Consider the following 19,494-nt stretch of genomic DNA (forward strand, 5'->3'; position numbering starts at 1 on the left):
CTTACTCTCCTTGCAGGGTGGGGACGACCATCGGCGTGGCGGTGACCGGGTCGGGGACGATGACGCTCGGCAGGTCGAAGACGTCCTTGATCAGCGCGGCGTCCACGATGTCCCCGGGGTCGCCCTCGGCGACGACCCGGCCGTCCTTCATGGCGACGAGGTGGTCGGCGAAGCGGCACGCCTGGTTGATGTCGTGGAGTACGGCGATGACGGTGCGGCCCTCGTTGCGCAATCTGGCGAGCAGGCCGAGCAGTTGGTACTGGTGAGTGATGTCGAGGAACGACGTCGGCTCGTCGAGCAGGAGGTAGGGCGTCTCCTGGGCGAGGACCATCGCCATCCACACGCGCTGGCGCTGTCCGCCGGACAGCTCCTGCGCCGGCCGGTCGCCGAGGTCCTCGACGCCCGCGGCCACCATCGCCTCGTCGATGGCCGCGTCGTCGCCGGGCGACCGCAGGGCGAGCAGCGACTGGTGCGGGAAGCGGCCCCTGGCCACGAGCTGGCGGACCTTGATGTCCTCGGGGGCGAGGGGGTCCTGCGGCAGGAAGCCGAGCTGCTTGGCGAGGGCCTTGGCGGGGTAGCCGGCGACTTCGCGGCCGTCGAACTCCACGTGCCCCTCGTGGGGGCGCAGCAGTCGCACGAGCGCGCGCAACAGGGTGGATTTCCCACAGGCGTTGGGGCCCACGATGGCGGTGAACGCGCCGTCGGGGACGTCCAGGTTCAGCCGTGTGGAGACCACCCGGTCTCCGTAGCGCAGGGTGATGTCCCGCGCGGTCAGGCGTGCGGTCACGCGCGCGCCACCTCCTTACTGAGCAGCCAAATCAAATAGCAGCCGCCGATCGCGGTGCTCACCACGCCGACCGGCAGGGCGACGGGTGCGAGGAGCATCTGGGCGATCAGGTCGGCGCCCTGGAGCAGTACCGCGCCGGTCAGCGCGGCCGGGAGCAGCGGTACGCCGGCGGCGCCCGCGAGCCTGCGGCCGATCTGCGGGGCGGCGAGGGCGATGAACGCGATCGGTCCGGCGACCGCGGTCACCGTGGCGGTGCAGCCGACGCCGACGAGCACCATCAGCAGCCGGAGCCTGCCCAGCCCGACACCGGTGGTCACGGCGATCGCGTCGCCGAGGGCCGCCTGGTGCATGGCGTGTGCCCGCGACGCCATGAGGGCGAGGAGCACGGCGATGACCGTGAAGGGGATGCCCAGGTCCTCCCAGCCGACGCCGGCGAGGGAGCCCGCGCTCCAGCCGACGGCGGCGATCGCCACCTCCAGGTCGGCGCGGAGCACGATCCACGAGTTGATCGCGGTCACCATCGCGTTGACGGCGATGCCGATCACGACGAGGCGCAGTCCGGAGAAGCCGCGGTCGAACGAGAGCAGGTAGATCACGGCGGCGATGACGAGGCCACCCACCACCGAGCCGGTGGCCAGTTGGGCGGAGGTGCCCGAGAGGACGGTGAGGGCGAAGAGGGCGCCGGTGTAGGCGCCCGCGTCGAGGCCGATCACGTCGGGGCTGCCCAGCGGGTTGCGCGTGAGGTTCTGGAAGAGGGCACCGGCGACGCCGAGGGCGGCGCCGAAGACCAGTCCGGCGAGGACGCGGGGCAGCCGCCAGTCGGAGATGACCACGGAGCGGTCGGTGCCGGTCAGCGAGGCGAACACCTCGCCGGGGGTGGACCACGACGTGCCGTAGCAGAGTCCGAGCAGGCCGAGGCCGAGCATCAGGACGGTCATGACGGCGACGAGGACCACCGTGCGGCGTTCGGTTCTCGGTATGAGTGTGTGCACGGTTTTCGTCACGAGTGTGTTCACAGCGCCCCCGCCCCGTAGCGGCGCACGGCCCAGATGAGCATGGGGCCGCCGAGGAACGCGGTCACGATGGCCACCGGCACCTCGCCGGTGGGCAGCAGGACGCGCGAGCCGATGTCGGCGACGAGGAGCAGGATCGGGCCGAGCACCATCGTGTAGAGGATCAGCCACGGCACGGAGCCGCCGGCGGGCCTGCGGACCAGGTGCGGCACGATCAGGCCGACGAACAGGATGGGTCCCGCCACCGCTGTCGCCGCGCCGCTGAGCACGGTGATCAGCACGAGTGCGGCGATCCGTACCCGGCCGACGTTCGCGCCCAGCGTGTGCGCGACGGTCTCGCCGAGCGCCAGGGCGTTGAGCGCACGGCTCAGCAGCAGCGCGCCGATCAGGGCGAGGGCGATCACCGTCATCGGCAGGGCCATGGGGGCCTGTTCGCGGGCCGCGAGGGAGCCGACCGACCAGAACCGGTACGCGTCGAAGGTGTCGGGGAGCATCAGCCGCAGTCCCAGGGCGACGCCGTTCAGTACGGCGGTGAGGGCGACGCCCGCGAGCACCAGGCGCAGCGGCGAGTGCCGTCCGACCGCGACGACGAGGAGCGCGGCGACGACCGAGCCGATGACGGCGAAGCCCAGCTCACCGGCTTGATTGACCGTCAGTCCGAGTGCCGAGCCGATGGTGATGGAGAATCCGGCGCCCGCGGTGACCCCGAGGATGCCGGGTTCGGCGAGCGGATTGCGGGCCAGCGTCTGGATGAGGGCGCCCGCCACCGCGAGGGCCGCGCCCACCGCGATGGCGAGCAGGGCGCGCGGTGCGCGGACGTCCCGCACGATCACGTGGTCGTCGTTGCTGCCCTGATAGTCGAACAGGGCCCGCACGACCTCGCCGGGCGCGACCGGGCGGGCACCGATGCCGATGCTGAGCACGGCGACGACGGCGAGCAGTGCGAGGCCGCCGACGAGCAGGCCGGTCCGCGGGACGGCCTTTCTGGTTGCGGCCGCCTCACGGGCGCGGCCCGCGACGGTCACCGCTTCAGGAGCGGAGCGAACGACTTGTCGATCGCGTCCAGGGTCTGCATGGCCTGCCCGTAGGTCGCGGCCTCGGTGTAGCGGATCGGGAAGGTCTTGCCGGCCTTGACGGCGGGCAGGTTCTTCCAGAGCTTGGAGTCCATGACGTACTTGACCGGCTTGGGGACGCTGCCGTCGGGGTTGACCGAGTAGGTGATGGCGTCGGCCTCGCCGAGGGCGTCCGGCAGTTCCTCGATGGAGGGGTACTCGCTGACGGCCTTCGAGCCGGGGCCGGGCTTCTTGACCTTGCCGTAGTACTTCGCGCCGACGTCCTCGGCGATGTTGGTGCCCCACGACCCGCCGAACTCGCGCTGGAACGTGCCCTTCGCGGTCTCGCCGTACGCGCCGACGTGGCCGAGCTTCAGCTTGGGCAGCACGTCCTCGTACTTCTTGGACAGCTTGTCGGCCTTGGCCTCGTACGTGGCCTTGGCGGCGTCGAACTTCTTCAGCGCGCCGGCCGCGTCGGACTGCTTGTGGGCCAGCTTGCGCCAGGCGGACGGCACGGTCGGGCCGATCGCGACGACGGGGGCGATGCCTTCGAGCCGCTTGACGTCGATGTCGCCGAGGACCGGGGCGGGGACGCCGATGACGATCAGGTCGGGCTCGGCCTCGGCGATGGCCTCGTAGTTGGTCTCGGTCGCCAGCTCGCCCGCCACCTTGGGCGTCTTCTTGTACGTGGCGAGGTCCTGCTTGCTCATCATCGGCTCGCCCCGCTTCCAGGACGAGATGCCGACGAGGGGCGCGCCGCCCTCGATCAGGGCCGGGACCGCGTATCCGGTGGCCACCACACGCTTCGGGTCGGACGGGATGGTGATCTTGCCGTTGTCGGCGGCGAACACCCGCGTCTTGCCCTTGCCGGTGTCGTCCGATCCTCCGTCGGACGATCCGCACCCGGTCACCATCAGCGCCAGCGCCACGGCACCGACCAGGCCCGACGATCTGCGTATGGACATGTTTCGCTCCTTGTTACTTAGGTAAGGCTCACCTTAGTAGATGTTCCTTGCGGCAGGTCAATCGGGGCGCGCAACGATTTCGCGCGCCCTTCCTGCCGGTTTGTCAGTGGTCGTCCTCGTCGAAGTCGGCTACGCCGCGCTTCCAGTACCCGGTGATGTCGTGGTCGGCCTTGGCGAGCCCCAACTCGTCGCGGGCCCAGCGGCGCAGGGGCTTGATCTGCCCCGCCTCGCCGGCGACCCACACGTAGACGCGCTCCCCCTCGGGCACGGTCACCGCGGTCACGGCCCGCTCCAGCGCGCCACCCGTTCCGGCGGGCAGCTTGCCGCGGTGCAGCCAGTGCACCTCGAAGCCCTCGGGAGCGGACAGCTCGATCTCCTCGCCGGCGTCGGCCACTTCGACGAACGCCCAGCCCTTCGCGGTGCGCGGGAGCTCCTCCAGCCAACGCGCGATGGCGGGCAGGGCCGTGATGTCACCGGCGAGCAGATAGCGGTCGTAGGTGTGCGGGACGATCAGGCCGCCGGGCGGTCCCGCGACGTGCACGACGGCACCGGGCTCGACCGCGTGCGCCCAGTCCGACGCGAGGCCGCCGTCGTGCGGGACGATGTCGATGTCGAGTTCGCCCGTGACGGGGTCGTAGCGGCGCACGGTGTACTCGCGCGAGGTGGGAGCGGGCCGCGGCCAGCGCAGCATCGCCCCGTTGCGCTCGGGTAGCCGCAGCTCGCCGTCCGGTTCCGGGAAGATGAGCTTCACGTGCTCGTCCGGGGCGTGCGCCTCGAATCCCTCGGTGCCGGGTCCCCCCAGGGTCAGCCGCAGCAGGCCTTCGCCGACCTTGGCGGTGCGGACGACCTCGGTCTCCCGGATGCCGATCGGGTAGCCCACCTTCTCGGCGTGCGGCCCCTCGCGGACCTCCGCGATCCGGTCCAGGTGGCGGTGACGGTGGTCGACCCGGGTCACGCGGCACGCTCCGTCAGGAGAGCGGTCCAGTGCCCCAGTTCGGGCTGCTCGGCCAGGTCGGGGAACTCCAGCGTGGTCGCCCCCGCGGCGCGCCACCGCTGAACCAGGGTCATGATCCGCACCGAGTCGAGACCGAGGTCGAACAGATCCTCGTCGGGAGCGATCTCGGCGGGGTCGCAGTCGAGCAGCTCCGCGATGTCGGCGCGGACACGCTCGGGCGACAAGCTCTGGTTCATCGGACGGCTCCTTAGAAACACACAGCGCGGACTCTCCTGCCCCGGTCCACACTCAGGGAAGGCTAACCTAACTTAAGCTGGTGATCACGTGAAAACGGGAGGCCTGTTCGAAGGCCTCCCGTTTTTCCGCGCCGCGCACGGTGTGCCGAGGCGTCACATGCCGCTGTGACGCCGCCGTGGGACTCTCACCCGGCGGCGCGGTTCCGCCGCTGGGACTCCACGTCGCGCAGGGCGTTCTCGACCACTTCGGTCAGGGCCGGGTGGACCCACAGCGGGCGCTCGGCGACGTCCCGCGCCGTCAGCCCGAAGGTCATCGCGAGGACGAGCGGCTGAATGAGGGTGGCGGCCTGCGGTCCGAGCACGTGCGCACCGAGCAGGCGCCCGGTCCCCCGGTCCGCCAACACCTTGCAGAAACCCTGGGTTTCCTCCAGCGCCCAGCCGTACGCCACGTCCTCGTACCGGCGCGTGCCGACCACGTACTCCTCGCCCTGCTCGCGGGCCTCCTGCTCGGTGAGCCCCACCTGGGCGATCTGGGGGCGGGTGAACACGGCCGCGGGCACCACGTCGTACGACATCGTGCGCGGCTCGTCGGGGTGCAGGAGGTTGTGGGCCACCACCTCGGCCTCTCGGTTGGCCACGTGCTTCAGGGGCGGTCCGGGGATGATGTCGCCGAGCGCCCAGACGCCGTCGGCGCCGGTACGGAGCTGCGCGTCGACCTCGATCATTCCGTGGTCGTCACACTCGATGCCCGCCTTGTCCAGGTCGAGCGTGTCGCTGTTCGGCTCGCGGCCCACGGCGACGAGCAGCGTGTCCGCCTCGACGACCGAGCCGTCGTCGAGGGTCAGCCGCAACTGTCCGGGACTTCCCTCGACACGGACCAGCTCCCGGCCGAGCCGCAGGTCGTACTGGTCGCGCACGATGTCGGTGAAGGCCGACGCGACCGATTCGTCCTGCTCGGCGAGGAGCGTGTCCTTCTTCTCGACGACCGTGACGGAGGTGCCCGCCGTGTGGAAGACGTGGGCGAGTTCGGCGGCGATGTAGCCGCCGCCGAGGACCACCATCCGCTCGGGCACCTCGTCGAGGCGCATCACGGTGTCGGACGTCTCGTACGGCAGACCGGAGTCGGCCACCGGGGGCGGGACGACAGGGCGGCCGCCCGCCGCGACGACGATCCGGTCCGCGCTGAGCGTCGCGGTCCCGTCGGCCGCCTCCACCAGGAGCTCGCGCTCTCCGGTGAACCGGGCGCGGCCCCGGTACACGGTCACGAAGTCCGAGGCGCGGCGGTCGTCCTCGCCGTCCCGCGACACGGCGTCGAGGCGGCCGAATACGCGCTCCTGGACGGCCGGCCAGTCGACGCCGTCCGACGTCGCCCGCACGTCGTGCCGGTCCGCTTCCCGTACGCCATCGGCCACCTCGGCCGTCACGGAGAGCATCTTGCTGGGGATACAGCCCGCGTTGAGGCAGGTGCCGCCGAAGGGCCCCTCCGCCACGACGGCGACGTCCAGAGAGGAGAAGCGGTCGTCGATCAGCACGTTTCCGGAGCCGGCGCCGAGGACGAGGAGATCATGGTGTCGCATATACGGAGAGTATCCACATATGGCACCGCCACACCTCCGGAGCCGCGCCCGCGCCCACGCAACTCACAGGTGCCGCGGCGGGCTGTTGCGGACGGCCGAGCGGCGCGCCCACAGCGCGATCGCCAGGAGGGCGACCCCGGGGACGAAGTACGCCCACGCGTTGGCCGTGCCCGTGGCGGCGCCGACGCCCCAGGCCACCGACCACACGGCGAGCAGGACGCACAGGGCGCCCCAGGCCAGGGTCCGCATGCGCTGCCGCGCCTCGAGTCTCTGCGGAGTACCGCGCTCCATCTCGCCCATGCCGGACGGGTTGCTGTGCTCGTCACGTGTCGTCATACTCCGCCGAATGCCCCCGACTCCGCGGGCGAACCAGCCCCGCACCGGGATCAGTCGACGTCCGCCCTGGACTCCCCCATCGCCAGGCCGTCGATCCAGTTGATGGCCGCCGTGCTCGAGTCGGTGCCCCAATAGGTGCCCCACCGCGGCTTGTTGCCGAGGTCGTCCCAGGTACGGGCGCCGGTGCGGGAGGCGATCTCCTTGCCGTCCATGTACACCGAGAGCTTCCCGGAGCTGCCGGAACTCGTGGTGATGCCGAGCTGCACGGAGTGCCAGGCACCGGCCGACCACGGGGCCGATCCGATGGATATCCACTCCTCGCCGGGGGCGACGTACCAGACCTTCAGCCTGCCGCCCTCGACCTTCATGATCACGGGGTAGTTCTGGCTGTGCTGGTCGTTGGTGCCGTTGGACTTCCACTGGAAGACGGTCTGCGCTTCCCCCGTCTTCGTCATCGAGTCCCACCCGAACCAGTACGTGCGCCCGTCGCGGAAGGCGTACTCGCCACTCCCGGTCCGCACGTTGTGCGCCTCGCAGCGCGGCACGCCGATGGGCTTGTTGAACTTGAAGAAGTCGCCGCGGGCCGTGCCCCAATTGTCGACGGTGACGCTGCCGGGCGCGTCGCACAGGGTGGTTCCGAAGACACCGAGCCCGTTGGACGCGTCACCGTCCCACAGCACACTCTTGGCGCCTTCGGCCCGCTCGGCCTTCCTGTCGCTGTCGTGCGCCGAGGCGTCGGCGCCGTGCGGCACGGCGACGGCCCACGCCAGAACTCCGGTCACGACGAGGCCGCCTGCCGAGGTGAGTGTCTTCGCTGTCCGGTTCACGGCGTGCTCCTGCGAGGTGGGGGGGTGGGGCGGCCACGAGGGTGCCACCACCCCCACCACAACAGCAAGCGCTTGCCCGACAGAGGTTTCAGAGGCGGTGTGCGACAGCGTCCCGCGCGCTCCCGGTCAGCGAGCGGACCGTCTCCGCCGCGTCCCCCGCCGCTCCGCTCAGCGCCTTCGTGGCGTCGCGGCGGGTGCGGCGGGCCGCCCGGCGGCCGGTCGTGGCAGCGGTGCGGGTGCGGTGGGCGACGGACGGCTTGCCGTGGGTGTCGGCCGCCGCGATCAGGAGGCCGCCGAGCAGCGAGAGGTTCTTGGTGAACTGCGTGCGCTGGGCCGCCCGTTGCTCGGGGTCCTTCTCCTTCCACCACGCGTGCCCGGCCAGCGTCGTGGGCACCAGCGTGCCGGCGAGCGCGAGGGCCGCGACGCGCGGGACGCGGCCGGTAGCCAGCATCAGCCCGGCGCCCAGCTGCACCGCGCCGTTGATGCGGACCAGCCGCTCGGGGTCCTCCGTGAGCCAGGGGATCCGGGAGGCCAGGGGCGTGGTCACGGGCTCGGCGGCGGGGGCCACGCGCTGGGGGTCCCGAAGGGTGTGCAGCCCGCCCGTGACGAAGACGGAGGCGAGCATCGGGCGTGCGCATTTCCTGAGAACAGCCATGCCCTTCGGCTGCCCGTAATGCGCGCGGTCAGTCCGGCGCATCAGGCGGGCCGCTTCGGGTACCGGAACACCGACCGAACGCCCACGACCGCACGCCCGCCGCGACGGCGGGACGGCGGGACGGATCAAGGAGGACCTCATGGCCGGACTGCTCTCACGCATCAGGGCCTACAGCCGCACCCCTCAGGGACGACGGACCGCCGCATCGGCGCGCCGCGCGGCGGCCGATCCGCGCAAGCGCGCGCAGGCCCGCTCGCTCCTCTCCCGGCTGCGGGGACGCCACTGAACCGGAAGCCTGGCCACCGATGAGTTCCCGCGGATGCGGCGGTCTTCAGCGATAGTTGCCGCACACCCCAGACCTCCGGGAGAACTCACATGCGTACCTTGATCAGCACCGCATTCGTCTCGCTCGACGGCGTCGTGGAGGCTCCGGGCGGTGAACCCGGCTACCGGAACTCCGGATGGACCTTCAAGGACGTCGACTTCCTCCCGGAGGCGTACGAGATCAAGGGCCGGGAGCAGCGGGAGGCGGCCGCGATGCTGCTGGGCCGGGTCAGCTACGAGGCGTTCAGCCCCGTCTGGCCGGGCATGGAGGACTTCGCGGACTACAAGGTGATGCCAAAGTACGTCGTCTCCACCACCCTCCGCGAGGGCGACCTCGTCGACAACTGGGGCGAGACCACGATCCTGCGCTCGCTCGACGACGTCGCCGCGCTGAAGAAGACCGAGGGCGGCCCGATCATCGTCCACGGCAGCGCCTCCCTGAACCGGAGCCTCGCGGACGCCGGTCTGATCGACCGCTACCACCTGCTCGTCTTCCCGCTCCTCCTCGGCGCGGGCAAGCGTCTGTTCAGCGCCACGGACAAGGACGTCCAGAAGCTGCGGCTCGTCGAGCACGAGGCCTACGCCAACGGCCTGCAGAAGAATGTGTTCGACGTCCTGCACCGACCGTAATCTGTGTGGATGTTGCTCTACGCCCCGGCGGCCCTGCTCTTCCTCGTCTTCTGTTGGCGGATGGTGCGCGAGCGCCGCCGGTTCGGCAATGCGGTGCTTCTCGGCCTGGCCGCGCTCTGCGCCCTCGCGGCCTGGATGTACCAGCTGATCTCGTCCGGCTCGACGACCGGGCTCGTCATCGCCTCCACGCTGCTCGCCCTCGGAGGCGTGGGCATCCTCGTGCTCGTGGGCCTGCTCTTCCTCAACGGGCTCCAGATGGTGCGCAAGGAGGGCAGAAGCCCCTCCAACCTGCTGTCCCTGATGGGCGCCCTGTGCATCATCGGCGTCGTGGCCCTCGTGGTCACGGCGGCGGTGCTGCGGACGCCGGTGCTGATCGGCGTGGGGACGGCGGCGCTCGGTCTCACCGGATACCTCTCGTTCCTGTTCCTCAGCTTCGTCGTGTACGCGTTTCTCTACGGCCGCATGCGCATCCGCCGCAAGGCCGACTACGTGGTCGTCCTCGGCTCCGGCCTCATGGGCGGGTCCACGGTGCCGCCGCTCCTCGCGAGCCGCCTCGAGCGGGCCCGGCAGGTGCACGCCCAGCTCGGCAGGCGCGGCGCCGCACCGGTGCTCATCACCTCCGGCGGACAGGGCCCGGACGAGGACCTGCCGGAATCGCACGCGATGGCGGACTACCTGGTGGAGCGGGGTTTCCCCGCCGACCTGATCGAGCGGGAGGACCGGTCGACGACGACGGAGGAGAACCTGCGGTTCAGCAAGGCGATCATGGAGAAGACCGGCGCCGACTACCGGTGCGTCGTCGTCACGAACAACTACCACGCCTTCCGCGCGGCGCTCATGGCCCGCCGGGCCGGTGTCAGGGGGCAGGTGGTCGGCTCGACCACGGCTGCGTACTTCTGGCCCAACGCGACGATCCGCGAGTTCGTGGCCGTCCTCGTCGCCTACAAGCGGATCAACATCGCCATGTGCCTGCTGTTCGTCCTGGGCGGCGTCCTGGCGTGGGCGGCCCGCTAGGGCCCGTCCGGAGAGGTGGAACGCATGAGCGGCCGCGTCCCTGTCCCACGAAGGCGCGGCCGCTCAGCTCGGAGGTGGAGCCGCCCACTGACCGGTCAGCGGCTCCGGCAGGATGTCACCCCTGCACCAGTCGCGTGCCCACGGCTCGGGCGAGTACACACGATCCCGCCCATGGGAATCATCCACATCACGTCGAGTCCCTCACCACCAGCTCCGGCTCGAAGATCAGGGACGTCGGTTCCGTCCGGGTGCCCCGCACGTGCTCGTGGAGCAGCCGCGCCATCGCCGCCGCCATCTCCTCCACCGGCTGGCGGACGGTGGTGAGCGGCGGCCGGCAGGTCAGCGCCACGCTGGAGTCGTCGAAGCCGACCACCGCCACCTGCTGCGGCACCTGCCCGCCCCGCTCGCGCAGCACCTCGCACACGCCCTGCGCCATGAGGTCGTTGGCCACGAACACTCCGTCGAGGCCGGGGTGCCCGGCCAGGAGTTCCGCCATCGCCGAGGCGCCGCTCTCCCGGGTGAAGGCACCCTCCGCGATCGGCACGTAGGCCGTCCCCGCCCGTTCCAGCGCCTCACGGAAACCCGCGAGACGCTCCTGCCCCGCCGGCAGGTCCAGTGGTCCTGTGACGGTCGCGAGCCGCCGTCGGCCCCGCGCGAGAAGGTGTTCCGCGGCGAGCCGTCCGCCCTCGCGGTGCGCCAGGTCGACGTAGCTGATCGGGACGGGCAGCGCGGGCCGCGCGAAACACACGGCGGGCACCCCCTCGGCGACGAGCTGGGCCGGAAGCGGGTCCTCCGCGTGGGTGGAGACGACCAGCGCCCCGTCGGCGCTGCCCTGTCGCAGGAACTCCGTCACCTGTTTCCTGGCCGCCGCGCTCTCGGCGACCATCAGGACCGGATGCATGGACCGGGGCCGCAGGAAGCCGACCACACCGCTGATCACGCGGCCGAAGAACGGGTCGGCGAACACCCGGGCCGTGAAGGCGTTCTGCGCGCCGTCGCCGGGACGGCCGTCGTCCCGTTCGCCGTCCTGCTCCTCGCCCGCGCCCGAGATGACGAGGGCGATGGTCTCCGTGCGCCGGGTGACCAGGGAGCGTGCCGCGCGGTTGGGTGCGTACCCGGTGCGCTCGATCGCCTCGCGCACCACGTCCCGGATGGCCGGGTCGACGTTGCGCACTCCGTTGATCACCCGTGACACCGTGGCACGGGAGACCCCCGCCTCCCGTGCCACGTCCTCGAGCGTCAGCGACTGTCTCTCCATGCGTGCACTCTAACTTCCCTGCACAGCACAGTGATAGAGCGCTCTCCCACCAGCTCCCGGGGGCCGCCGGGTCAGCGGTAGATGCCGAACTCGTGGAGCGAGTAGCCCCAGCCCGTGCCGCGCGCGGTGCCGTGGATCCGTACGTAGCGGCCCGTGCCGTTGACATCGAAGTCGTCGATGCCGCCGTTGCCGTCCTTCACCTCGTGGACGGTCCGCCAGTTCTGTCCGTCGTCGGAGGTCTGGATCGTGTACGCCTTCGCGTACGACGTCTCCCAGTTGAGCTGGACGTGCCGGAACGACTGGGGTGAGCCGAGGTCGACCTGCAGCCACTGCGGGTCGCTCCAGTCACTGGCCCAGCGGGTCGTGACCTTGCCGTCGACCGCGCCCGCGGCGGTACACGGGCAGTCTCCGCCGCCGGCCTGCTCGGAGGAGGCCTTCGCGGTCCTGCCGAGTGCGATGTTCGTGCCGTCTACCGGCGGGGCGACCACGCGCACCGAGCGTGTCTCCACGCCGACGTTGCCCTTGCCGTCGGTGACCTTGACGTAGATCTTCCACACGCCCGTGCGGTCGGGAGCGGTGACCTTCAGGCGCCCGTTGCCCTCGTTCGTGTGGCGCAGGGGCGTCAGGTTCTTGTCCTTGTCGATGTACGTGCTGTTGGCGAGGACTTCGTAGCTCAGCGCGTCCCCGTCGGGATCGGCCGCCTGCGTGGTGAGGGTGAGCGCGCGCCCCGCGGGCACCTTGCCGGCGTCGCCCTCGACGTTCATCGAGGAGATGACGGGGGCGGTGTTGTCCCGGGAGGTGTCGGCGCCGTACGCCTTCTTCACGGCGGTGTACGCGAGCCGCTTCTGGCCCGCGGGCAGCAGGTTGAACCAGATGCCCCCGAAGTCGTACTCGGTTCCGTAGTGGAACATCGTGGCGCCCAGCGCGACGCCCTTGTGGCCGGTGACGCAGTTCCAGGCCCTGGTGTATCCCTCGGCCTTGGCGCGGTCGGTGGGCTCCTGGGGCACTCCGTTGGCGTCGTCGGGCACCTCCCACTCCCCCGCGGGCCCGGTCTCGGTCACGATGTACGGCTTGGTGTAACCGCCCTGCTCCCACGTGGACTTGATGTCACAGACCGCGTTGTAGGAGTTCACGGCGTACAGGTCGAGGTCGGGGGCGTTCCTCTTGTAGTAGGGCCAGGCGCCGGTCCATGCGTCGGTCGAGGTGACGGGGTGGTCGGGGTCGACGGCGTGAATCTTCTTGGTGACGTCGTTGACGAAGGTGGTGTAGGCGTCGCGCTGGCGCTCCAGCTCGGCGCCGGTGTAGCAGTTCTGCAGCCCGAGCACCGACTCGTTGCCCACGTTCCACATCAGGACGCCCGGGTGGTCCTTGTAGGTCCGCACCCACTTGGGGAACTCTTCGAGCATCTGGTTCTTGTACGCCGTGTCGGTCAGGTAGTTGACGCAGCCGCCGCTGCCGGGGCCGCCGCCCGGCTGCAGCCAGAAGCCCGCGATGACCTTGACGCCGTGGTGGGCCGCCGAGTCGAACAGCGGCTTGCTGGAGGCGTCGGTGCCCCAGGTGCGGATGGTGTTGACGCCCATGGACGTGAGGTCGGGCATGTACGTGTCGGCGTCGGCGACGCTCGGCCCCCAGGTCAGGCCCTTGACCTGGTAGGGGGAGCCGTTCACGGTCAGCTGCCAGTTCCCCTGCGAGCCGGTCACCTTGACCACGCTGCCGGCGGCACCGGCCTGCTGGGCGGGCAGCGCGAGGGCGCCGGAGGCGAGCAGGGCGACGGTGAGCGGTACGGCGAGGCGCCGTCTCGTCGGTGGGCGGGGGGTGCGGACTGTGGGCATGCGGGATCTCCTGCGGGCGTGGGGTGGGGTGGGGTGGGATGGGGGGCGGGGCGCCGGTCAGGCCCGACGCGTGCGCCGGGCCTGAAGCGTGGGGCCTGAGGCGCCGGGCCTGGAGCGTGGGGCGGCGGGGCTCAGGGCAGTTCGTAGTTCTCGTCGAGTGCCGCGCCCGCCTCGGGGTGCGTCTCGTCGTACCCGCGGGCGTTGCACTGCAGCCCGCCGACGACACAGTGGTCGACCAGGGCCTTGAGCGTCGCGGGGTCCCAGGCGTTGAAGAAGTCGTAGTGGAACGAGTGGCCCGCGCCGCTCGCCAGTTTCACCTGCGAGAGGTCGCCGTTGACGGGGAACGCCATCTTGAACTCGATCATCGGCACCGCCACCGGGTGGGACGCCGGACAGATGTTGTCGTTCGTCCCCTCCTTCACCTTCGGGTACGACATGTGGCTCTGGTGGTCCGGCGTGTCGAGGTTCTTGCCGTCCCAGCAACTCGGCGCCTGGAAACGGATGTTGAGCTGCGTGTCCGCCGACGTCGGGCAGTTCTTGGGGATGTCGACGTTGAAGTAGCTCTCACCGCACTCCCAGCCCTCGACGAAGCCGGGGTGGCGGCGGAACTCCTCGGCGCTCTGCATCGGGCTGCCGACGACGTAGCGCAGGCCTTCCGGGAACGGGCGCACGCTGGTGTAGTCGGTGACGCCCGCCTTGTAGTAGATGACCTGCGGTCCCACCGGAAGGACCGGCTGCCCGGCCTTCAGGAGGGTGGGCATCCAGTACGCCGACTTGTCGCCGGGCGCCTTGCACGCGGTGTTCCCGCGCTTCAGGGAGTCCGTGGTGCTGTGCGCGTCCGTCGTCGTGTTGCCCATGAAGGTGTGGTCGTGGGACTTGCCCGGCCGGCCCGGGTAGACGATCGGGTCGTCCGGCCTGGTGTGCGCCACCGAGCAGTTGGCCTGGAACTCGTGGAAATAGCGGTGGGGCGGCCCCTTCACCGACGGCTTCGCGCCGGTGACCTGCGACTTCGCCGGGATGGTGCCGTCGCCGTCCCGGTCCTCGGCGGCGGCGACGGTGGACGCCGCCATCGTGTGCCCCTGGTGGTGCGCGGGGGCGGAGTCGGGGGCGGAGTCGGCGCCCGCCGCCATGCCGCTCACGCCCAGCGAGGTCACCAGGAGCGCGCCGGATATCAGTAACCCTGAGATGATCTTCGATCTCCGCGCCATGGAGACCTCCTGCCGAGTCAGCCGGATCGGTTGGATGGGTCGGATCAGTCAGTTCGCGCAGTTCGGATGGATGGGTCAGTTCGTCGGGAGTGGCGTTGCGAGAGCGCTCTCCCGTTCCGGAGTGTTGCGGTCCCGGTGTGAGCGTGTCAATAGAAAGTGAACGCTTCCGAGCCACCCCCGCATCACGGCACTCCTGCTCCCGCGCGAGGACCCATCCGCCTGCCCGCCTTGCGCTAACTGGCTCTGTACAGGCATTTCTTGATGTCCAATCAGAGACAACACCAGCAACTACCGTGCGACCTCTTGACGCGCCCCTCACGCGGATGAACTATTCCCGGTCAAGAGAGCGCTCCCCCGGCTCCCGATCGTTCACTTCCTGAAACAGGAGAGCCCCATGCCAACCACCCCCACACGCCGCACGGTTCTGGGCGCCATCGCCGCTTCGGCCGCCACCGCGGGACTCGCCGCCACCGCCCCGCCCGCGACCGCCTCGCCCGCCGCGACACGGACCCGGGCCGCTCGTCTGCCGGGCGGCGGCGACCTCGGGCCCAACGTGATCGTCTTCTCGCCCTCCACCTCGGGCATCCAGGCCAAGCTGGACCAGATCTTCAAGCAGCAGGAGAGCGCCCAGTTCGGCACCGGGCGCTACGCGCTCCTGTTCAAGCCGGGCACGTACAACGGCCTCAACGCCCAACTCGGCTTCTACACCTCGATAGCGGGGCTCGGCCTGTCCCCCGACGACACATCGATCAACGGTGACGTGACGGTCGACGCCGGCTGGTTCAACGGCAACGCCACGCAAAACTTCTGGCGCTCCGCGGAGAATCTCGCGCTCACCCCGGTCAACGGCACCAATCGGTGGGCCGTGGCGCAGGCGGCCCCCTTCCGCCGCATGCACATCAGAGGCGGGCTCAACCTCGCGCCCAACGGATACGGCTGGGCCAGCGGCGGCTACATCGCCGACAGCAGGATCGACGGCAGTGTCGGCCCGTACTCGCAGCAGCAGTGGTACACCCGCGACAGCTCCGTGGGCGGCTGGGTCAACGCCGTGTGGAACATGGTGTTCTCCGGAGTCCAGGGCGCGCCGGGCCAGAGCTTCCCGAACCCCCCGTACACCACACTCGACACCACGCCGATCTCGCGCGAGAAGCCCTTCCTGTACCTGGACGGCGCGGACTACCGGGTGTTCCTGCCGGAGAAGCGGACCAACGCGCGCGGCACGACGTGGGGGAACGGGACTCCTCGCGGTACGTCGCTGCCGCTCGGCCAGTTCTACGTCGCCAAGCCCGGCACCAGCGCCGCCACGATGAACGAGGCACTCGCCCAGGGCCTTCACCTGCTCCTGACGCCCGGCATCTACCACATCGACCGTGCCATCGAGGTGAACCGCGCCAATACCGTCGTGCTCGGCCTCGGCTACGCCACGCTCGTGCCCGACGGCGGCGCCTCCGCGATGAAGGTCGCCGACGTGGACGGGGTGCGGCTCGCCGGGTTCCTCATCGACGCCGGTCCGGTCAACTCACCCGTGCTGCTCCAGGTCGGGCCGCGGGGTTCGGCCAGGGACCACTCCGCCAACCCGATCACCGTCCAGGACGTCTTCATCAGGATCGGCGGCGCGGGACCCGGCAAGGCCACGCTCAGCATGGAGGTCAACAGCAGGCACACGATCATCGACCACACCTGGGTGTGGCGCGCCGACCACGGTGCGGGCGTGGGCTGGGAGACCAACCGGGCGGACTACGGAGTGCACGTCCGCGGTGACGACGTCCTGGCGACCGGCCTGTTCGTGGAGCACTTCAACAAGTACGACGTGGAGTGGTCGGGACAGCGGGGCCGCACGATCTTCTTCCAGAACGAGAAGGCGTACGACGCGCCCAACCAGGCGGCGGTCCAGGACGGGAACGTGAAGGGCTTCGCCGCGTACAAGGTCGCGAGCTCGGTGACGTCCCACGAGGGCTGGGGCCTCGGCAGCTACTGCAACTACACGTCGGATCCGTCGATCCGTCAGGACCACGGGTTCGCCGCCCCGCGGACGCCGGGCGTCAGGTTCCACGACCTGCTGGTCGTGTCGCTCGGGGGCATGGGCCAGTACGAGCACGTCATCAACGACACCGGTTCCGCCACGTCGGGCAGCTCCACGGTGCCGTCGACGGTGGTCTCCTACCCGTGAGCCGTCATACGTGACCCGTGACCCGTGATCCGGGACGTGGCGTTGCCCGGGACCGGGGGGCAGCGGAACGATCAGTTCCCGACTTCCCGGTCCCAATCCTTCTCGAATTCCTTCTTGAACTTCTTCTCGCAGTCGCGGCGGTCGTCCTGACTGTTGGCGTCCTTCATGCACTCCTTGAAGGTTTGCGCCGAGTCCGAGTTCAGGATCGACACGCCCAGGGCGATGATGAGCGCGGAAGCGATCAGTCCGAGCAGTCCGAGGACCGCTCCGGCGATGGCCATGCCCCGGCCGCCCGCCCTCCCACGGCGCGCCCGCACCGCGGCGACGATGCCGAGGATCACGGCGAGCAGCCCCAGCAGGACGCCGCCCACGACCGTCCAGAACAGCACGCACGCGAGGATGCCGAGGACGAGCGCCGCGACGGCGAGGCCGCGGCCCGGCGCCGCTCCGGGCGGGGGCTGCTGCGGTTGCTGCCATCCCTGCGGGTGCGAGCCGTCGTAAGCCGCCATAGCGCTGACCTCGCCTTTCCTGGACCCCAGCCGACGATCATGACCTTCGGTCATCCTCACAGAGAGGACGGGGCTCCGCACCCCGTGTAGGCCTCGGCGAGGTACGTGGACCCGGCGGCGGAGCCGGCCACGGCGGCCAGCTCGCCGAGCTGGCGGCGCGTGTCGAAGTCGGTGGCGTCGGGCAGCCGGTGCAGCATCGACGTCATCCAGTAGGAGAAGTGCTGGGCCCGCCAGACGCGGCGCAGCGCCCGGGGCCCGTACGTGTCGAGGGCGGCGCGGTCACCCGTTCGCACCGCGGCCTCCACCGCTTCGGCGAGCACCCGTACGTCGGCCAGTGCGAGGTTGAGCCCTTTGGCGCCGGTGGGCGGGACGGTGTGGGCGGCGTCCCCGGCCAGGAGCATGTTGCCGTACCGCATCGGGTCGCACACCAGGCTGCGGAACCCGAGGACCGAGCGGTCCGTGACGGGCCCCTCCTTGAGGGAGAAACCGTCCGGTCCGGCCACTCTGGCCTGGAGTTCCGTCCAGATCCGGTCCTCGGACCAGTCCGCGGGATTCTCGTCGGGGTCGCACTGGAAGTACATGCGCTGCACGGTGTCGGTGCGCTGGCTGATGAGGGCGAAGCCCCGCTCGGAGTGCGTGTAGACGAGTTCGGCGGCGCTGGGTGGTGCCTCGACGAGGATGCCGAACCAGGCGAACGGGTAGGCGCGGAAGTAGTGCGTACGGGATGCTTCGGGGACCGCGGTCCTGCACACGCCGTGCGCCCCGTCGGCGCCGACCAGGATGTCGCACCGCACTTCGGCGGGCCGCCCGTCGGCGCCGTCGAACAGGATGCCGGGCCGCTCCGTCGTCAGGTCGACGACCCGGGTGCCCGTGATGCCGAAGCGCAGGTCGGCGCCGTCGCGCTCGCGGGCGTCGGCGAGGTCGGTGAACACGTCGGTCTGCGGATAGAGCCACACGCTCTCCCCGACGAGTCCCTGGAAGTCGACGCGGTGGCCGGTGCCCTCGAAGCGCAGCTCGATGCCGTCGTGCCGCTGCCCGTCGCGCAGTACGCGGTCGGAGACTCCGGTGTCGGTCAGCAGCCGGACGCTGTCCGCCTCCAGGATGCCCGCCCGGCTTGTGCCCTCTATCCGTGCCCGGGTGCGGTGGTCGACCACGACGGAGTCGATGCCCTCGCGGGCCAGAAGGTGGGAGAGCATGAGGCCGGCCGGGCCCGCGCCGACGATGCCGACCGTGGTGCGCGTGAGGTCTCGGGGCACGGCCCGTCCCTTCAGATCGCCAGGATGGCGTCGACCGTCTCGTCCAGCGTCAGCCCGGAGCTGTCGAACCACCCGCCCTCGCCGCGGAGTTCGGCGCGCATCGCGTCGTCCAGGAACGACCAGTCCTCGGCGAGGACCTTGTCCCGCGCGGTGAGCCGCCGTGAGACGACGTCGATGGACGGGGCAAGGACGATCAGGCGCAGCGGCAGGTCCTTCAGGTGCTCCCGGTAGAACTCCAGGTGCGCGCGGCGGACGACCACGTCGTCGATGACCGGGACGACTCCGGCGGCGTGGAAGCTGCGGGCGAGGACCGCCGCGTTGCGTGCGCGCAGGAGCAGTTGACGGTCGGCTTCGAGGTCCTCCTCGGGTTTGGGGAGGTGGCTGCCCGAGACGATCAGCTCCTGGAGGTGGTCGCCCTCGATGTGCGCGCCGAGGGGGAACCTGCGGGCGAGCCCGTCCGACACGGAACTCTTTCCCGACCCCGGGATGCCGACGACGAGGAACACGTGCGGCGCCGGTTCCGTATCGACGATCTGCCCCTGGAACGAGGTGTCCGGCATGCTTCCCCACTCTCCGACGTTCACGACTCGGTGCGACAGCGTCAGCCAGCCTATGTGTGGCACACGAACCGTTCACCCCATTTCGGTGCGACTGCGCTCCTCCCTCCCTCGATGCGACTGCAACACACGGTGAACGAAAGTGCTTCACATCGCCCACACATTCTCCACCGCGATCTTTACCCAACGGTTGATTGCTGGACCAATTCTCAGCTCAGGGGCGGTAATTACTCAATCTTTGGCAGGATTTTGCTCTGTCATCAGTCGGTAATGCGATGGCAAAGTGATGGTCACGACGGCCGACCAGGCTGTCTCCAGGGCGACAGCCGCCCA

Annotated in this window: 20 protein-coding genes; 4 read left to right on the forward strand and 16 right to left on the reverse strand. The window is 70.3% G+C overall.

Going from position 1 to position 19,494, the window contains the following annotated elements; translation table 11 throughout:
* Position 1: 1 nt before the first annotated feature.
* The 10 genes from AC07DO_RS09325 to AC07DO_RS09370 form a co-directional block, all read right to left on the reverse strand.
* Positions 2 to 787: an ABC transporter ATP-binding protein gene (locus tag AC07DO_RS09325; protein WP_479058079.1), complete on the reverse strand. Its 786-nt coding sequence runs from the start codon at positions 785 to 787 to the stop codon at positions 2 to 4.
* Positions 784 to 1,725 (reverse strand): FecCD family ABC transporter permease, encoded by a 942-nt coding sequence (locus tag AC07DO_RS09330; protein ID WP_479058575.1) that lies wholly within the window; start codon positions 1,723 to 1,725, stop codon positions 784 to 786. The genes AC07DO_RS09325 and AC07DO_RS09330 overlap by 4 nt, the downstream gene beginning before the upstream one ends.
* Positions 1,726 to 1,799: 74 nt before the next feature.
* Positions 1,800 to 2,825: a FecCD family ABC transporter permease gene (locus AC07DO_RS09335; protein ID WP_479058081.1), complete on the reverse strand. Its 1,026-nt coding sequence runs from the start codon at positions 2,823 to 2,825 to the stop codon at positions 1,800 to 1,802.
* The gene (locus AC07DO_RS09340; protein ID WP_479058083.1) at positions 2,822 to 3,817 is read right to left on the reverse strand and encodes an ABC transporter substrate-binding protein; all 996 of its coding nucleotides are present in this window, start codon (positions 3,815 to 3,817) and stop codon (positions 2,822 to 2,824) included. The genes AC07DO_RS09335 and AC07DO_RS09340 overlap by 4 nt, the downstream gene beginning before the upstream one ends.
* A gap of 103 nt (positions 3,818 to 3,920) precedes the next feature.
* Complete coding sequence (locus tag AC07DO_RS09345) at positions 3,921 to 4,772, reverse strand: siderophore-interacting protein (protein ID WP_479058085.1); 852 nt, start codon at positions 4,770 to 4,772, stop codon at positions 3,921 to 3,923.
* On the reverse strand, positions 4,769 to 5,008 hold the full coding sequence (locus tag AC07DO_RS09350) for a phosphopantetheine-binding protein (protein ID WP_471429886.1): 240 nt from the start codon (positions 5,006 to 5,008) through the stop codon (positions 4,769 to 4,771). The genes AC07DO_RS09345 and AC07DO_RS09350 overlap by 4 nt, the downstream gene beginning before the upstream one ends.
* 185 nt (positions 5,009 to 5,193) lie before the next feature.
* On the reverse strand, positions 5,194 to 6,585 hold the full coding sequence (locus AC07DO_RS09355) for a mycothione reductase (protein ID WP_479058087.1): 1,392 nt from the start codon (positions 6,583 to 6,585) through the stop codon (positions 5,194 to 5,196).
* Between the two features lie 63 nt (positions 6,586 to 6,648).
* Positions 6,649 to 6,921 (reverse strand): hypothetical protein, encoded by a 273-nt coding sequence (locus tag AC07DO_RS09360; RefSeq protein WP_479058089.1) that lies wholly within the window; start codon positions 6,919 to 6,921, stop codon positions 6,649 to 6,651.
* Between the two features lie 50 nt (positions 6,922 to 6,971).
* Positions 6,972 to 7,748 carry a heparin lyase I family protein gene (locus AC07DO_RS09365; RefSeq protein WP_479058091.1) on the reverse strand — a complete coding sequence of 259 codons (777 nt, stop codon included), beginning with the start codon at positions 7,746 to 7,748 and terminating at the stop codon, positions 6,972 to 6,974.
* 88 nt (positions 7,749 to 7,836) lie between these two features.
* A complete protein-coding gene (locus AC07DO_RS09370; protein WP_479058093.1) occupies positions 7,837 to 8,403 on the reverse strand; it encodes a DoxX family protein in 567 nt (188 codons plus the stop codon).
* Positions 8,404 to 8,542: 139 nt separating this feature from the next.
* Here AC07DO_RS09370 and AC07DO_RS09375 point away from each other — a divergent pair, with 139 nt between their 5' ends.
* From AC07DO_RS09375 to AC07DO_RS09385, 3 genes are all read left to right on the forward strand, one after another.
* Entirely contained in the window at positions 8,543 to 8,689 is a 147-nt protein-coding gene (locus AC07DO_RS09375; protein WP_479058094.1) for a hypothetical protein, read from the forward strand.
* 89 nt (positions 8,690 to 8,778) lie between these two features.
* Positions 8,779 to 9,357 (forward strand): dihydrofolate reductase family protein, encoded by a 579-nt coding sequence (locus AC07DO_RS09380; protein ID WP_479058096.1) that lies wholly within the window; start codon positions 8,779 to 8,781, stop codon positions 9,355 to 9,357.
* A 9-nt stretch (positions 9,358 to 9,366) separates the two neighbouring features.
* Positions 9,367 to 10,371 (forward strand): YdcF family protein, encoded by a 1,005-nt coding sequence (locus tag AC07DO_RS09385; RefSeq protein WP_479058098.1) that lies wholly within the window; start codon positions 9,367 to 9,369, stop codon positions 10,369 to 10,371.
* Positions 10,372 to 10,558: 187 nt separating this feature from the next.
* On the opposite strand, the gene AC07DO_RS09390 is transcribed toward AC07DO_RS09385, so the two are convergent.
* From AC07DO_RS09390 to AC07DO_RS09400, 3 genes are all read right to left on the reverse strand, one after another.
* On the reverse strand, positions 10,559 to 11,629 hold the full coding sequence (locus AC07DO_RS09390) for a LacI family DNA-binding transcriptional regulator (protein ID WP_479058099.1): 1,071 nt from the start codon (positions 11,627 to 11,629) through the stop codon (positions 10,559 to 10,561).
* Positions 11,630 to 11,700: 71 nt separating this feature from the next.
* Positions 11,701 to 13,461 carry a discoidin domain-containing protein gene (locus AC07DO_RS09395; protein ID WP_479058101.1) on the reverse strand — a complete coding sequence of 587 codons (1,761 nt, stop codon included), beginning with the start codon at positions 13,459 to 13,461 and terminating at the stop codon, positions 11,701 to 11,703.
* A gap of 131 nt (positions 13,462 to 13,592) precedes the next feature.
* Complete coding sequence (locus tag AC07DO_RS09400) at positions 13,593 to 14,669, reverse strand: DUF1996 domain-containing protein (RefSeq protein WP_479058103.1); 1,077 nt, start codon at positions 14,667 to 14,669, stop codon at positions 13,593 to 13,595.
* A 394-nt stretch (positions 14,670 to 15,063) separates the two neighbouring features.
* Here AC07DO_RS09400 and AC07DO_RS09405 point away from each other — a divergent pair, with 394 nt between their 5' ends.
* Positions 15,064 to 16,839 carry a coagulation factor 5/8 type domain-containing protein gene (locus tag AC07DO_RS09405; protein WP_479058105.1) on the forward strand — a complete coding sequence of 592 codons (1,776 nt, stop codon included), beginning with the start codon at positions 15,064 to 15,066 and terminating at the stop codon, positions 16,837 to 16,839.
* A 71-nt stretch (positions 16,840 to 16,910) separates the two neighbouring features.
* On the opposite strand, the gene AC07DO_RS09410 is transcribed toward AC07DO_RS09405, so the two are convergent.
* From AC07DO_RS09410 to AC07DO_RS09420, 3 genes are read right to left on the reverse strand one after another with little or no spacing between them, the layout of a single operon-like run.
* Entirely contained in the window at positions 16,911 to 17,348 is a 438-nt protein-coding gene (locus AC07DO_RS09410) for a DUF4190 domain-containing protein (protein ID WP_479058107.1), read from the reverse strand.
* Positions 17,349 to 17,404: 56 nt separating this feature from the next.
* Complete coding sequence (locus tag AC07DO_RS09415; protein ID WP_479058109.1) at positions 17,405 to 18,604, reverse strand: 4-hydroxybenzoate 3-monooxygenase; 1,200 nt, start codon at positions 18,602 to 18,604, stop codon at positions 17,405 to 17,407.
* Between the two features lie 11 nt (positions 18,605 to 18,615).
* Positions 18,616 to 19,164: an AAA family ATPase gene (locus AC07DO_RS09420; protein ID WP_479058110.1), complete on the reverse strand. Its 549-nt coding sequence runs from the start codon at positions 19,162 to 19,164 to the stop codon at positions 18,616 to 18,618.
* Positions 19,165 to 19,494 lie beyond the last annotated feature (330 nt).

The organism is Streptomyces sp. NPDC045678 (genome assembly GCF_056432085.1).